This is a genomic window from Candidatus Blastococcus massiliensis AP3, assembly GCF_000582785.1.
GTDB lineage: Bacteria > Actinomycetota > Actinomycetes > Mycobacteriales > Geodermatophilaceae > Blastococcus > Blastococcus massiliensis.
This window is the reverse complement of sequence record NZ_HG931173.1, coordinates 300,544-313,214: the sequence shown is the minus strand read 5'-3', so window position 1 is coordinate 313,214 and position 12,671 is coordinate 300,544. Positions and strand designations below refer to the sequence as shown.

General features: G+C 74.6%; 15 protein-coding genes. 7 read left to right on the top strand and 8 right to left on the bottom strand.

Going from position 1 to position 12,671, the window contains the following annotated elements; translation table 11 throughout:
• The first annotated feature begins 43 nt into the window (after nucleotides 1-43).
• The 4 genes from BN344_RS01510 to BN344_RS01495 are packed head-to-tail and all read left to right on the top strand — an operon-like array spanning nucleotide 44 to nucleotide 3,026.
• On the top strand, nucleotides 44-475 hold the full coding sequence (locus BN344_RS01510; RefSeq protein WP_040336745.1) for an SRPBCC family protein: 432 nt from the start codon (nucleotides 44-46) through the stop codon (nucleotides 473-475).
• 6 nt (nucleotides 476-481) lie between these two features.
• A complete protein-coding gene (locus tag BN344_RS01505) occupies nucleotides 482-1,630 on the top strand; it encodes an ArsA family ATPase (RefSeq protein ID WP_040336744.1) in 1,149 nt (382 codons plus the stop codon).
• Nucleotides 1,627-2,007, top strand: a complete 381-nt coding sequence (locus BN344_RS18750) for a hypothetical protein (RefSeq protein WP_051515407.1) — start codon at nucleotides 1,627-1,629, stop codon at nucleotides 2,005-2,007. Before BN344_RS01505 ends, BN344_RS18750 begins: the two co-directional genes overlap by 4 nt.
• The gene (locus tag BN344_RS01495) at nucleotides 2,004-3,026 is read left to right on the top strand and encodes an ROK family protein (protein ID WP_051515406.1); all 1,023 of its coding nucleotides are present in this window, start codon (nucleotides 2,004-2,006) and stop codon (nucleotides 3,024-3,026) included. Before BN344_RS18750 ends, BN344_RS01495 begins: the two co-directional genes overlap by 4 nt.
• A 55-nt stretch (nucleotides 3,027-3,081) precedes the next feature.
• Here the strand turns inward: BN344_RS01495 and BN344_RS01490 are convergent, their stop codons facing one another.
• Both BN344_RS01490 and BN344_RS01485 read right to left on the bottom strand, forming a co-directional pair.
• Nucleotides 3,082-3,780 carry a hypothetical protein gene (locus tag BN344_RS01490; protein WP_040337761.1) on the bottom strand — a complete coding sequence of 233 codons (699 nt, stop codon included), beginning with the start codon at nucleotides 3,778-3,780 and terminating at the stop codon, nucleotides 3,082-3,084.
• On the bottom strand, nucleotides 3,777-4,586 hold the full coding sequence (locus BN344_RS01485) for an alpha/beta hydrolase (RefSeq protein WP_155858703.1): 810 nt from the start codon (nucleotides 4,584-4,586) through the stop codon (nucleotides 3,777-3,779). Before BN344_RS01485 ends, BN344_RS01490 begins: the two co-directional genes overlap by 4 nt.
• Before the next feature lie 121 nt (nucleotides 4,587-4,707).
• Here BN344_RS01485 and BN344_RS01480 point away from each other — a divergent pair, with 121 nt between their 5' ends.
• Nucleotides 4,708-5,463: a lysophospholipid acyltransferase family protein gene (locus tag BN344_RS01480; protein WP_040336743.1), complete on the top strand. Its 756-nt coding sequence runs from the start codon at nucleotides 4,708-4,710 to the stop codon at nucleotides 5,461-5,463.
• 58 nt (nucleotides 5,464-5,521) lie between these two features.
• Here BN344_RS01480 and BN344_RS01475 read toward each other — a convergent pair whose 3' ends face one another.
• Genes BN344_RS01475 through BN344_RS01460 form a run of 4 tightly spaced genes read right to left on the bottom strand, consistent with a single transcriptional unit; the run spans nucleotide 5,522 to nucleotide 9,255 of the window.
• Nucleotides 5,522-6,142, bottom strand: coding sequence for a maleylpyruvate isomerase family mycothiol-dependent enzyme (locus BN344_RS01475; RefSeq protein WP_040336742.1), 621 nt, complete (start codon nucleotides 6,140-6,142; stop codon nucleotides 5,522-5,524).
• 29 nt (nucleotides 6,143-6,171) lie between these two features.
• Nucleotides 6,172-6,759, bottom strand: a complete 588-nt coding sequence (locus BN344_RS01470) for a TetR/AcrR family transcriptional regulator (protein WP_051515405.1) — start codon at nucleotides 6,757-6,759, stop codon at nucleotides 6,172-6,174.
• A gap of 10 nt (nucleotides 6,760-6,769) precedes the next feature.
• Entirely contained in the window at nucleotides 6,770-7,714 is a 945-nt protein-coding gene (locus tag BN344_RS01465; RefSeq protein WP_051515404.1) for an alpha/beta fold hydrolase, read from the bottom strand.
• The gene (locus tag BN344_RS01460; protein ID WP_040336741.1) at nucleotides 7,711-9,255 is read right to left on the bottom strand and encodes a flavin-containing monooxygenase; all 1,545 of its coding nucleotides are present in this window, start codon (nucleotides 9,253-9,255) and stop codon (nucleotides 7,711-7,713) included. The genes BN344_RS01465 and BN344_RS01460 overlap by 4 nt, the downstream gene beginning before the upstream one ends.
• Before the next feature lie 108 nt (nucleotides 9,256-9,363).
• Here BN344_RS01460 and BN344_RS01455 point away from each other — a divergent pair, with 108 nt between their 5' ends.
• On the top strand, nucleotides 9,364-10,266 hold the full coding sequence (locus BN344_RS01455) for an SDR family oxidoreductase (RefSeq protein ID WP_040336740.1): 903 nt from the start codon (nucleotides 9,364-9,366) through the stop codon (nucleotides 10,264-10,266).
• A gap of 15 nt (nucleotides 10,267-10,281) precedes the next feature.
• On the opposite strand, the gene BN344_RS01450 is transcribed toward BN344_RS01455, so the two are convergent.
• Nucleotides 10,282-10,935, bottom strand: coding sequence for a response regulator (locus BN344_RS01450; RefSeq protein ID WP_040336739.1), 654 nt, complete (start codon nucleotides 10,933-10,935; stop codon nucleotides 10,282-10,284).
• Nucleotides 10,932-12,065: a sensor histidine kinase gene (locus BN344_RS01445; protein WP_051515403.1), complete on the bottom strand. Its 1,134-nt coding sequence runs from the start codon at nucleotides 12,063-12,065 to the stop codon at nucleotides 10,932-10,934. Before BN344_RS01445 ends, BN344_RS01450 begins: the two co-directional genes overlap by 4 nt.
• Before the next feature lie 158 nt (nucleotides 12,066-12,223).
• Here BN344_RS01445 and BN344_RS01440 point away from each other — a divergent pair, with 158 nt between their 5' ends.
• Nucleotides 12,224-12,667: a hypothetical protein gene (locus BN344_RS01440; protein WP_040336738.1), complete on the top strand. Its 444-nt coding sequence runs from the start codon at nucleotides 12,224-12,226 to the stop codon at nucleotides 12,665-12,667.
• The last annotated feature ends 4 nt before the right edge of the window (nucleotides 12,668-12,671 follow it).

Genomic DNA, 12,671 nt, shown 5'->3' with positions numbered 1-12,671 from the left:
TGACCGGGGTCGGCGGCGGTCGGGAACCGTTAGCCTGCTGCCCATGGCCGACCAGTCCACGCAGTCGATCGTCGTCGAGGCCCCCGCGGCCGACGTCATGGCGGTCATCGCCGATTTCCCCGCCTACCCCCAGTGGGTGGCCGCCGCCAAGACGGTCGAGGTGCTGGAGGAGGGGCCGGACGGGCGGGCCCGCCGGGTGCACTTCGTGCTGGACGCCGGCGCGGTCAAGGACGACTACGTCCTCGACTACACCTGGGACGGCGACCGCAAGGTGCAGTGGCGGCTCGTCAAGGGCCAGATGCAGAAGCGCAACGACGGGTCCTACACGCTCGTCGAGAACGGTGGCCGGACCGAGGTCACCTACTCGATCACCATCGACCTCTCGATCCCGATGCTCGGGATGATCAAGCGCAAGGCCGAGAAGGTCATCCTCGACACGGCTCTCAAGGAGCTCAAGAAGCGCGTCGAGGGCTGACGGGGCGTGCACACCCTCGTCCTGGCCGGTCCCGGCGGGGCCGGTTCCTCGACGCTGGCCGCCGCCGCAGCGGTCCGCGCGGCCGGCACCGGGCGGTCGGTCCTCCTGCTGACCCGCCAGGCCCTGCCCGTGCCGGGTCTCGACGGGGTGGCCGGTCTCGAGGTGCGCACCGTGGAGGCGCGCCCGGAGGTCGAGCGGTTCTGGAGCGCCGCCGTCGCACCGGCCGCCGCGTCCCTGCCCCAGGTCACCCTGCCTCCGTCCTCCTCGGTCGCCCCGGTCCCGGGCGCGAGCGAGCTGGCGCTGCTCGCCGAGCTCGCCGGTGCCCGGGCCGACCTCGTCGTCGTGGACGCGGGTCCTCCCTCCGCGGCCGCTGCCCTCGTCGCCCTCCCCGACACGCTCCGCTGGTGGCTGGACCGGCTGCTGCCACCCGGTGTGCGGGCCCTGGGCGCGATCCGGGCGGCGGCGGTGGGCTCGGGAGCCGCCCGGCGCGGTCCGGTCGACGTCGCCCTGGCCGCCCTCCCCGGGATCGAGGACCTGCTGGCCGCCGACCGCCTGACCGACGGCGCCGGCACCGTGGTGTGCCTGGCCGCCGTCCCCCGGGCGGGGACGTCGGCGGTGCTGCGGGGTCTGGCCACGGAGCTGGGCGTGCACGGCCGGAGCGTCGGGGCGGTCCTGGCCCGCGTGCTGCCGGACGAAGGGCCGGGGGAGTGGTGGCGCCGGCGGCTCGAGGAGCAGACAGCGGAGCTGGCCGGGCTCGCGGAGCTCGCGCCGGTGCACCGGATCCCGGAGTCGGCCACCGCGCCCGAGGACGTCGCTGCGCTCGCCGCGCTGCTGGACGGCGTCGACCTGCCCGTCGCCGGTGGGCTCGCCGCGCCCACGACGGCGCGAGCGGAGGACGCGTGGCTGCTGACCGTGCCGCTGCCCTTCGCCGAGCGCGGCGCGGTCGACCTGACCCGCTGGGAGGACGACCTGGTGGTCACCGCCGCCGGTGCCCGCCGCTCGCTGCGACTGGACCCCCTGCTGCGCCGCTGCGAGGTGACCGGAGGCCGCATGGTCGACTCCGGTGGTCCGGACGCCCGCCTCGAGGTCACCTTCCGACCCGATCCACAGCACTGGCCGGCCGATCTGCTGGCCGCGGTGAGGAGAAGCCCATGACCGCCGGTGCCGACTGGATGGACTCCGCTCGCAAGCTGCTCGACGCGCTGCGCCCGCCCGTGGAGGCCGCTCCCACCGACACCCGCTCGGCCGGCGCTCCTCCGGCCGGGCCCGCGGGGGCGCCGGGACAGGACACCCACGAGGCCGACTGTCGCTGGTGCCCCGTCTGCCAGGCCGCGGCGGTGCTGCGCGGGGAGCGGCCGGAGGTGACCGCCGCGCTGGCCGATGTGCTCGCCACGACGGCCACCGTGCTGCGCGACCTCGCCGGCGAACCGGACCCGGCGGGCCCTCCGCCGGCGGACGCCGCGCCCGAGGACGCCGAGACCCCGGACGGCGGCCCCGAGCCGGGGCCGGTGCAGCGGATCGACATCGCGTGAGCGCTCCGGAGCCCGGTGCCCTCGCGGCCCTGGGCATCGACATCGGTGGCACCAAGGTCGCCGGGGGAGTGGTGGCGCCCGACGGCACGGTGCTGGCCACCGCGCGGCGGGCGACACCCGGGGCGTCGGTCGCCGACACCGAGGACGCGATCGTCGCCGTCGCCGAGGAGCTGGCCGCCGGTCACCCCGGCGAGCTGGTGGGCGCCGGGATCGGCGCGGCCGGCTGGTTCGACCGCACAGGTGACACGGTGCTGTTCAGCCCGCACCTGGCCTGGCGGCACTCGTCGCTGCGCAAGGACCTCTCCGCCCGCATGCAGCGGCCGCTCTGGGTCGGCAACGACGCCGACGCCGCCGCGTGGGCCGAGTACCGCTACGGCGCCGCCCGGGGCGCGGACCTGGCCCTGATGATCACCCTGGGCACCGGCATCGGGGGTGGCATCGTCATGGACGGCCGGCTCCGGCGCGGGGCGCACGGGGTGGCGGGGGAGTGGGGCCACATGCGCGTGGTCCCCGACGGCCGCCTGTGCGCCTGCGGGAACCGCGGCTGCTGGGAGCAGTACGCCAGCGGGACGGCCCTGGGGCAGACCGCCCGCGAGGTCGCCGCCACGTCGCCGGCTGCCGCAGGGCTGCTGCTGGAGCGGGTGGACGGCGATGCGTCGCGGCTCACCGGTGAGGACGTCGCGCGTGCCGCGTACGACGGCGACCCGCTGGCCCTGGAGCTGGTCACCGACGTCGGGGTGTGGCTGGGGCAGGGGATCGCCGACCTCGCCGCCGTGCTCGACCCCGAGGTCGTCGTCATCGGGGGAGGCGTCAGCGTGCTCGGCGAGATGGTCCTCGGCCCGGCGCGCGACCGGCTCGAGCGCGCGCTGCCCGGGCGCGGTTTCCGTCCCGGCCCGCGGATCGTCGCCGCCGAACTGGGTGCTCAGGCGGGCATGGTCGGCGCGGCCGATCTCGTCCGTCATGACATCGTCGCCCTCCGGGCGACACCGCGGCCAGGAGCCGTCCCCCCGTTGCGTTGAGCCCCTTCGTCGCCGCTGCGCGGAGCCCTCCGGGCCCCACTCGCGACGACACCCCTCACACCACCGCGCCGTCGTCCCCGTCGTGGTCCGAGGCGTCCCGCATCCGGGAGACCAGCATCGCCGCCCCACCCGCGATCGCCGCCACCCCGAGCATCAACCCCAGGTCCGCGGAGAGCCCCAGGACCCCGGGTGCACCCACCAGCACCAGCCCGGCCACGATCAGCAGCACCGCGTAGAGCGAGGCGGGCGACGGGAGAGGGACCGGGGGAGGGGCGGGCGGCTCGTAGTGCTCGTCGGGCAGGTCGAGCACCGACACCTCGTGGGGCGCCGGCGGAGGGGCGTCGGACGGCTGCTCGTCCACGGGAGCGGAGCCGTGCTCGGCCTGGTAGGCGGCGACGATCCGCGACCACTCGGCGTCCTCGTCGAGGTCCGAGCGCACCGGGGCCGGCTCGTCGGCCGGGTGCTCGTCGGCCGGGTGCTCGTCGGCCGGGTGGTCGTCGCCGTGGCGCTCCACGAGCGCCCGCGCCTCGGACTGCCGGCTGCGGTCGACGAAGAGCCGGTCCGACGGCGGGCTGGGGAGGGACAGCTCGCGCGTGTAGGGCCCGATGTCGGCCGATGGCGTCAGGTAGGCGGCGATCCCGGCGGCCTCCAGGACGTCGAGCAGGTGCTCGCCCACGCGCGGGTCGACGTCGCGCAACGGGCTCCAGGACGTGGCGTCCAGGCCGTTGTCCCGCCGTCCCCGGCTGCCCGTCACGGCGCCGTCGTCCCCGATGCCGCCGCGGGCGTGCGCTCCCGGATCCACGCCACGGAACGCTCGTGGATTAGCGGGGCGTCGTTGTCCAGCGTGGCGACGTGGTAGCTGTCGCCCAGGACGATCTCGGTGGTGTCGGCGCTGGCGACCGACGCGAGGAGCACCTCGCTGTTGACGGGCTCCACCACGTGGTCCTCGATGCTGTGGAACACGATGACCGGGGCGGTCACCCGCTGCAGGTCCGCGCGGGTGAGGGCCCACAACCGGCGCAGCTGCATCATCGCCCGGGTCGGCAGCTTGGGATAGGCCAGCTCGGTGACGCCGGGCTTCTTGATGTCGCTGGCGATCGGCGCCCAGCTCGGGGTGAGCCGCGCGATCAGCGGCAGCAGCTTGGCGTCCAGCCGCCGGGTGAACAGGGCCGGGTTGACCAGCAGCAGGCCCGCGACGTCACCCGGCCGGACCTCGGCCAGCCGGGTGGCCAGCGTGCCGCCCATCGACAGCCCGGCGACGAACACGCGGTCGCAGGTGGCCGACAGCTCGTCGAACGCCGCCTCGACCGCCGCCGTCCACTGCCCGTGGGTGCTGGTGTTGCAGTCCTCCCAGCGGGTGCCGTGGCCGGGCAGGAGCGGGCAGCGGACGGTGAATCCCTCGGCGGCCAGGTGCTCGCCCCACGGCCGCATGCTCATCGGGGTGCCGGTGAAGCCGTGGACGAGCAGCACGCCGGTGCGCCCGGTCTCGCCCCGTCCGTCGAAGGCGAAGGGCTCGGCGCCGGGCATCACCTCGGGTGTGGGCGCGGTCGATCCGGGCACGGGCGTCTCCTGGCGGTGCGGCGGCGGGGCCTCGGACGTGCGAGTGATCCCCCGCACGTGGACGGCCGATTGTCCTACAGGCCCCCTGCTCCCTAGTCTGGCAGTCCGCGAAGGAGGCGAGTTGTTCTACTGGTTCCTCAAGTTCGTCGCCATCGGTCCCGTGGTGCGGCTCGTCAACCGCCCGCGCGCCGAGGGCACCGAGAACGTGCCGGCCACCGGTGCCGCCATCCTGGCGAGCAACCACCTGTCCGCGGCGGACTGGATCTTCATGCCGCTGGTGATCCGGCGCCGCGTCACCTTCCTCGCGAAGTCCGAGTACTTCACCGGCACGGGCGTCAAGGGGTTCCTGCAGCGGGGGTTCTTCTCCGGCGCCGGCCAGGTGCCCATCGACCGCACCAGCGCCTCGGCGGCCGAGGACGCGATCCAGACCGGGCTGCGCATCCTGCGCTCGGGCAAGCTCCTGGGCATCTACCCGGAGGGCACGCGCTCCCCTGACGGCCGGCTCTTCCGCGGGAAGATCGGGGTCGCCCGCATGGCGCTGGAGACCGGGGTGCCGGTCGTCCCGGTGGCGATGTGCTACTCGACCGTGAAGCTGCCCTTCGGCAAGAAGCTGATGCGCGTCAAGGTGCGCTTCGGCGAGCCGCTGGACTTCACCCGCTACGAGGGCCTGGCAGGTGACCGGTTCGTGGAGCGGTCGATCACCGACGAGATCATGTACGAGATCATGACCCTGTCGGGGCAGGAGTACGTCGACGTCTACGGCGCGACGGTGAAGAAGTCGATGACGGCGGGCTCCAGCGCCGTCGACGCCGTCGCCACCCTCCAGCCACCGGCGCACGAGGCCGCCGACCGCGCGCCCACCTCGCTCGCCGGCTGAAGAAGGACCCCCTCCTCCCCACCCCTCGCAGGCTCGGGGCGGTGCCCTGGAGGGGGCCTCAACGGGGCAAGGCGCGGCCGTCGGGGAGCGTGCGGCCGCTCAGGAGAGCGACCAGCGCCCCGCTGTCCGCGCGCACGGTCGTGCCGTTCCCTCGGCTCCAGCCGGTGTCGTCGGCCTCGAGGCGGACGTCGGTCAGGTCGATCCCGAAGAACCCGCCCTCCGCGGCGGCGAGCTGGTCGAGGACGGCGGTCAGGGCCTCGGCGGGTGCGACGGCCGGTGCGCCGAGCGGCACGGTCACGTCCAGCGAGTGGATGACGGCGTGGCTCAGGGCGCCGGCCGCGCCACCGCCGGGCGGCTGCCACGCGTGCAGCTGCGGCGAGCGCAGCTGGGCCACGAGCTCGTCGGTCGGCAACGACGCGTCGCGGGCGGCCACCGTGTCGGAGAGCCGGTCGAAGTCGCCTCCCGCAGCGGCCATCTCCGCCCCGAACGTCGCGGGCGTCATCCGCACCGGCATCGTCACGTGCGCCACCACATGGCGTACCTGCCACCCCGCGCACAGCGAGGCGGCGTCCCAGGTGCCTGCGGGCGCGGACCCCAGCAGATCGGCGAGGCCCTCGTAGGTCCGCGCCACCCACGCCTGGAGGTCGCTCGTGTCTCCGTCGTCCCTGGTCCCGGTCACAGCAGGTGGACCGGCGCCGGCGCCGGAACTCATCGGGTCGTGAGGCGGGCCAGCACGTCGCGCAGCAGGGCCAGCAGCTCCGGCCGGGTCATCGTGGGCTCGGCCGCCCACTGACCCACCAGCTCCTCGGCGAAGGCGAGCCAGGCGAGCACCAGCTGGCGGCGCAGGGCGTCGTCGGGCAGACCCAGGGTGGTCAGCGCGACCTCGACCAGCCGGTCGCGCGTCTCCTGGTAGACCTCGGCCACCCACGGGTCGCCGCCGGCTGCGCCGCGGACGAAGGCGAGGTGCGTCTCCCGGAAGGTCTCCACCCAGCCCACGTAGCGGTCGAGCATCCCCTCGACCTGCTCCTCCGGCGGGGTGCCGGGGGAGGGCATGAGGTGCTCCCACATCAGGTCCGCGGCGGCGCGGGTGACGGCGGTGTAGTACTCGCGCTTGTTCGCGAAGTAGTGGAACAGCAGGCTCCGGCTGATCCCGGCCTGCCGGGCCACCTCGTCGATGGTCAGCTCCTGCACCGGCGTGGTGGGCAGGAGCTCCAGGCCGATCTGCACCAGCTGGGCCCGCCGGTCGCCGGCCGTGCGGCGCAGCCGGGGGTGCTCGGGCCGCGAGGACGCCGTCATGGACGTGCGGTCACGCGGCCGCCCGCTCGGCGGTCGCGGCGGCCAGGAGGCGTCCGATCGCGTCGGCCGCCAGCTGTGGGCGCTCCTGCATCAGCATGTGCCCGGTCCGCTCGGCCACGTGCAGCTCGGCGTGGGGCAGGGCCTCGGCCATCGACCGGCTGTGCCGCAGCGGGGTCAGCTTGTCGCTGTCACCGACCAGGATCTCGACCGGCACGTCGGCGAGCGCCTTGAGCTCCTCGCGCTTGTCGTGCTCGCCGAGGGCCGGGTAGAACGCCGCGAAGGCCCGCACCGTGGAGGCGTGCATGATCTCCGCTCCCGCGACGACCATCTCGTCGGTCGCGTCGGCGCCGTAGAGCAGCTCGCGGACCAGCTTGCGGTGCCGGGGGTGCGACGGCGGGAGCAGCTGGCGGAGCCGCTCGATGGCACGGGCGCCGCCGATCGCCGCGGTGATCATGCCGGGGGCGAGCTTCAGCTGCAGCCGCTCGACCAGCTTCTCGCCGGCGGGGGCGAGGTCGCCGGCCGACGTCGCCACCAGGGCAACCCCGCGCACGCGATCGCCGAACAGCTCCGGCCGGGCCGCGGCCAGGCACATGATCGTCATGCCGCCCATCGAGTGCCCGCCGAGGACGACGGGACCGCTCGGGGCGAGCTGGTCCAGCAGGGTGCCGAGGTCGGCGCCGAGCTGGTCGATGGAGAGGTCCGCGACGTCGTCGGCGTACCGCCCCCACGTCGAGCGGCCGTGCCCGCGCTGGTCGTAGCGGATGAGCCGGAGCTCGCCGGCCTCCACGCGCGGGGTGAGCAGCTCGGCGACGTCGTCCCAGGAGGCCTGGGCCAGCGTCCAGCCGTGGGCGAGGACGAGGGTCACGGGCGCGTCGTCGGACCCGTCGACGACGGCGTGGATCAACGCGTCGTCCGGCGTCCGGACCGCCGCGACCCGCCTGAGGACGGTGCTCATGCCGCCACCTCCGGGGTGCTCGCCGGCGCGCCGGCCGGGATGCCCACGTAGTTCTCCCGGTCGAGCTTCCTGGTCAGCTTGCGGAACCGGAAGGTGAAGTCCGGCCACAGCGTGGTGTTGTGGCCGTGCTTGTCCAGGTACCAGCTGGCGCAGCCACCGCCCAGCCAGACGGTGCCCTGGGACTTCTCCGCGATCAGCGCGCGGTAGGCCTCCTGCGCCTCGCGGGTGGTCTCCAGGACCTCCAGGGCCTCGGCGTCCATCGTCTGCAGGGCGTCGTCGACGTAGTTCACCTGCGACTCGATCATGTAGACCATCGACGTGTGGCCGACGCCGACGTTCGGCCCGACCAGCAGGAACAGGTTGGGGAAGCCGGCGACGGTGGCGCTGCGGTTGCTGACCATGCCGTCCTCCCACACCTCGGCGAGGCTGCGGCCGTCGCGGCCGCGGATCTTCTCGGCGATCGGCAGGTCGGTCACGTGGAAGCCGGTGGCCAGCACGATGGTGTCGGTGGGCCGCTCGACGCCGTCCCTGCTGACGATCGAGTGCGGCCGCACCTCGGCTATGCCGGCGGTGACCAGCTCGGCGTTGGGTGCCGCCACGGCCGGGAAGTAGTCGTTGCTGATCAGGATGCGCTTGCAGCCGATGGTGTAGTCCGGCGTCAGGGCCTTGCGGAGCTTCGGGTCCCGGACCTGGCGCTCCAGGTGGGCCTTGGCCAGCTTCCCGACCGGCTTGAGGAAGCGCCGGTTCTTCGCCATGCCGATGACCAGGAACTCGCGGAAGAGGTAGAGCAGGCCGCGGATGGCCTTCTGGAGGCCGGGGATCGACCGGTAGAGCCGCTGCATCAACGGCTTCACCGGATGGTCGGTGCGCGGCACGACCCACGCCGGCGTGCGCTGGTAGACGGCGATGCTCTCCACGATCGGCTGGATGGCCGGCACGACCTGGATGGCGGAGGCGCCGGTGCCGATGACCGCGACCTTCTCGCCGGCGAGGTCGTGCGAGGAGTCCCACCGGGCCGAGTGCATGACCGTGCCGGCGAAGGTGTCCAGACCCGGGATGGCCGGATACGTCGGATCGGCGAGCGCGCCCGCGGCCGACACCAGGACCTGGGCCCGGAACTCGCCGGCCGCGGTGGAGACCAGCCAGCGCCGGGCGTCGTCATCCCACCGCGCGGCGGTGACCTCGGCGCCGAAGACGCAGTGCCGGCGGACGTCGAACCGGTCCGCGACCCGCTGCAGGTAGGCCTGGATCTCCGGCTGCTCCGAGTAGGAGCGGCCCCAGCCGGGGTTCAGCGCGAAGGAGAACGAGTAGAGGTTGGACTGCACGTCGCACGCGGCACCGGGATAGGTGTTGTCCCGCCAGGTGCCGCCGACGTCCTGTGCCCGCTCCAGGAGGACGAAGTCGTTCTCGCCGCGCCGCTTGAGCGCGATGCCCATGCACAGGCCGGCGAACCCGGAGCCGATCACGGCGACGCGCACCTCGCGGACGCCTCCGGCTGCGGCCCGCGCGGGGGCGGGTTCTGTCTCGAGCGTGCTGGTCACCGATCGGCTCCTTCTCCTCGCCGGGGTCCCTCCGGCTTGCTGAGCAACGCTCAACAAGCTACAACGGCCGTTGAGCAATGCTCAATTCGAGAACCCGAGGAGTGCCCCATGGCGCGTCGTCCCCGTACTTCCCTGGCCGGCCGGTCGGTCCTGATCACCGGCGCGGCGCGCGGCATCGGCGCGGCGCTGGCCCGCAAGGCGGCGGCCCGCGGGGCCCGGGTGGCTCTGGTCGGGCTGGAGCCCGACGTGCTGGCCCGGGTCGCCGACGAGCTGGGCCCCGAGCACCTGTGGGTCGAGGCGGACGTCACCGACCCCGAGGCGTTGAAGGCCGCCGTCCAGCGGAGCGTCGACACGTTCGGCGGGCTGGACATCGTCGTCGCCAACGCGGGCATCGCGCCGCTGACCACCGTGATGACGTCGTCCGCGCACGCCCTGGCGCGCACCATCGAGGTCAACCTGACCGGCACCATGCTCACCGCCCACGCCGCCCTGCCGGAGATCGCCAAGCGGCGGGGCCACGTGCTGCTGATCAGCTCGGCCGGGGCGTTCACCGTGCTGCCCGGGATGAGCGCGTACTGCGCGTCCAAGGCCGGCGTCGAGCGGTTCGGCGACGTGCTGCGCCTGGAGGTGGCGCACCGCGGCGTCACGGTCGCCAGCGCGCACCCCACCTGGATCGACACCGACATGGTCCGCGACACCGAGGCCGCGCTGCCCACCTTCAAGCAGGTCCGCTCCACGCTGCCCGGCCCGCTGGGCGCCTTCACCTCGGTCGAGGCCTGCGCCGAGGCCCTGGTGGAGAACCTGGAGACCCGCGGCCGGCGGGTCTTCGTCCCGCGCTCGGTCGGCACCGTGGCCGCGCTGCGCCAGCTGGTCACCGGGGCGCTGTCGGAGAAGGTGATGATGCGGGCGGCTGCCCAGCGGGTGCCGGAGCTGGAGCGGGACATCGCCGCCCTCCAGGGCCGCGAGTTCGGCGCGAACTCGGTGGGCGACCGCTCCCAGGGCGCCGCCTGACGACGTCCGGGGGCGTCAGCGGCCGTCGACGAGGCCGTGCTCGTAGGCGTGCACGACCGCCTGCACCCGGTCGCGCAGGCCGAGCTTGGCGAGGAGGCGGGCGACGTGCGTCTTCACCGTCGTCCGGCTGACGAACAGCTCCGCGGCGATCTCGGCGTTGGTGAGCCCACGGGCCACCCGCCGCAGCACTTCCAGCTCCCGGGCGGTGAGGGCCTCGTGCGTCCCGCCGTTCCGGGCCGGCGCCGGGCGCCGCACGAACTCCTCGATCACCCGGCGGGTGACCGACGGCGCGAGCAGGGCCTCGCCCTCGGCGACGAGCCGGACGGCGGCGACGAGGTCCTCCGGCGGCGCGTCCTTGAGCAGGAAGCCACTGGCCCCGGCCCGCAGCGCACCGAAGACGTAGTCGTCCAGGTCGAACGTGGTCAGCATGAGCGCGCGGGTCGGCGCGCCCGAGGCGACGATGCGGCGCACGGCCTCGATGCCGTCCAGCCGCGGCATGCGGATGTCCATGAGCACGATGTCGGGTCGCAGTCGCTCGACCGCCGCCACGGCCGCCTCGCCGTCGCCGGCTTCCCCGACCACGTCGAGGTCCGGCTCGCCCTCGAGGATGAGCCGCAGTCCGTAGCGCATGACCGCCTGGTCGTCGGCCAGCAGGACCCGGGTGCTCACCGGGGCTCCAGGGGCAGCGTCGCCCGGACGGCGAACCCGCCGCCCGGCTCCGGCCCCACCGACAGCGAGCCCCCGAACACGGCCACGCGCTCCTGCATGCCGAGCAGCCCGTGGCCGCCGCCGGTCGCCGGCACCCCGCCGCGGCCGTCGTCCACGACCTCCACGGTCACCGAGCGGGGTGGGAAGCGCACCGCGACCCGGGCGGAGGCCGGGCCGGCGTGCTTGATCACGTTGGTCAGCGATTCCTGGACGATCCGGAAGGCGCACAGGTCGACGCCGGGACTCAGGGCCGTGGGCGGTTCGTCCATCACCAGAGCCACGGGAACACCCGCGGCCTCGGTGCTCTCCACGAGCTCGGGCATCCGCGCCAGGCCGGGTTGGGGCGCCAGGGGGACGCCCTCGGTGTCGGCACGCAGCAGGCCCAGCATGCGGCGCAGTTCGACCAGCGCCTCGCGGCCCGTGCGCTCGACGGTCCCGGCCACGCCGAGCGCCTTCTCCTGGTCGGCCGGCAGCATGCGCCGCAGCGCACCGGCCTGCATGACCATGACGCTGACCGAGTGCGCGACGACGTCGTGCAGCTCCCGGGCGATCCGGCCCCGTTCGTCGGCGACCGCGGCGGCGGCGGCCCGATCCTGCCGCTCCTCGGCCAGCCGCGCACGTGTCTGCGCCTCGACGGCGGCGGCGATCCGGGCACGGATGGCCGCCCCCGCACCCCAGAGGGCCAGACCGATGACGCCGATGAAGACGTAGTCGCCCGTGGGCACGTCCTCGAGGAGACTGCCGAGCCCGAGCAGGACGAGTCCGACGGCGAGCCCGCTGATCGCGGGGCGCAGTGGCCGGTGCGCACCGACGGAGTAGAACGCCGGGTAGAGGGCCAGCGGCACGTGCAGGCCGTCGAGGGGCAGCCCGTTCGCCTGCTGCACCAGGATCGCCCCGAGCACGACGGCGAGCACCGTGACCGGCGTCCGTCGGCGCCAGGCCAACGCAGCGGTCATGACGACGACGACCGGGTACTGCCAGGCCGGCGATCGCGGGTCGGCGAGCGCCAGTTCCACCACCGCCAGCGCGGTGAGCGCCGTGGCGATCGCCGGGTCGGCCCACCGGGGCCAGCGTTCCTCGGCGCCGCTCATGGCGCGGAACGTACCGAGCGGCGGGCCTCCCGCACATCCTCCTGCGGGACGGCGTCCGTCGTCCCCGGGAACGACGCCGGAAGGGTTCCCGGGGCCGACGACGGCAGCGCGGCGGCGCCCCACTCTCGGTGCACCGACCCACACCAGGAGGAACCGACATGAACCGCACCCGTCTCGCCCCGCTCGTCCTCGCCGGCGGGCTCGCGCTGGCGCTCGCCGCCTGCGGCGACGACGAGCCGGACACGCAGTCCGCGCCCGGGCCGGCCGCGACCTCCGCCGCGACCTCCGCCGCGGGCGGGGACGCCGACCGCTACTGCGAGCTGACCGCCGAGCTGGAGGCGATCGGCGAGGGGATCTTCGCCGACGTCCCGGAGGACGCCGGTGAGGAGGAGTACATGCGCCGGGAGCAGCAGCTCCTCGAGCAGGGCTCGGCCCAGTTCGAGGAGCTCGAGCGGGTGGCGCCCGAGGAGATCGCCGACGACGTCCCCGTGATGCTCGACGGCATCCGCGCCCGGGCCGCGACGGGGGAGGACCCGAACCAGGACGCCGCCTCCGCGGCCGAGGAGCGCGTCCTCGCGTGGGAGGAGGAGAACTGCGCCTGAGGCG

Excerpts from the sequence above, each read along its gene's own strand:
- BN344_RS01510 (WP_040336745.1), top strand. The coding sequence starts at position 44 with ATGGCCGACCAGTCCACGCAGTCGATCGTCGTCGAGGCCCCCGCGGCC.
- BN344_RS01455 (WP_040336740.1), top strand. The coding sequence starts at position 9,364 with ATGGCGCGTCGTCCCCGTACTTCCCTGGCCGGCCGGTCGGTCCTGATC.
- BN344_RS01440 (WP_040336738.1), top strand. The coding sequence starts at position 12,224 with ATGAACCGCACCCGTCTCGCCCCGCTCGTCCTCGCCGGCGGGCTCGCG.
- BN344_RS01465 (WP_051515404.1), bottom strand. The coding sequence starts at position 7,714 with ATGAGCACCGTCCTCAGGCGGGTCGCGGCGGTCCGGACGCCGGACGAC.
- BN344_RS01445 (WP_051515403.1), bottom strand. The coding sequence starts at position 12,065 with ATGAGCGGCGCCGAGGAACGCTGGCCCCGGTGGGCCGACCCGGCGATC.
- BN344_RS18750 (WP_051515407.1), top strand. The coding sequence starts at position 1,627 with ATGACCGCCGGTGCCGACTGGATGGACTCCGCTCGCAAGCTGCTCGAC.
- BN344_RS01470 (WP_051515405.1), bottom strand. The coding sequence starts at position 6,759 with ATGACGGCGTCCTCGCGGCCCGAGCACCCCCGGCTGCGCCGCACGGCC.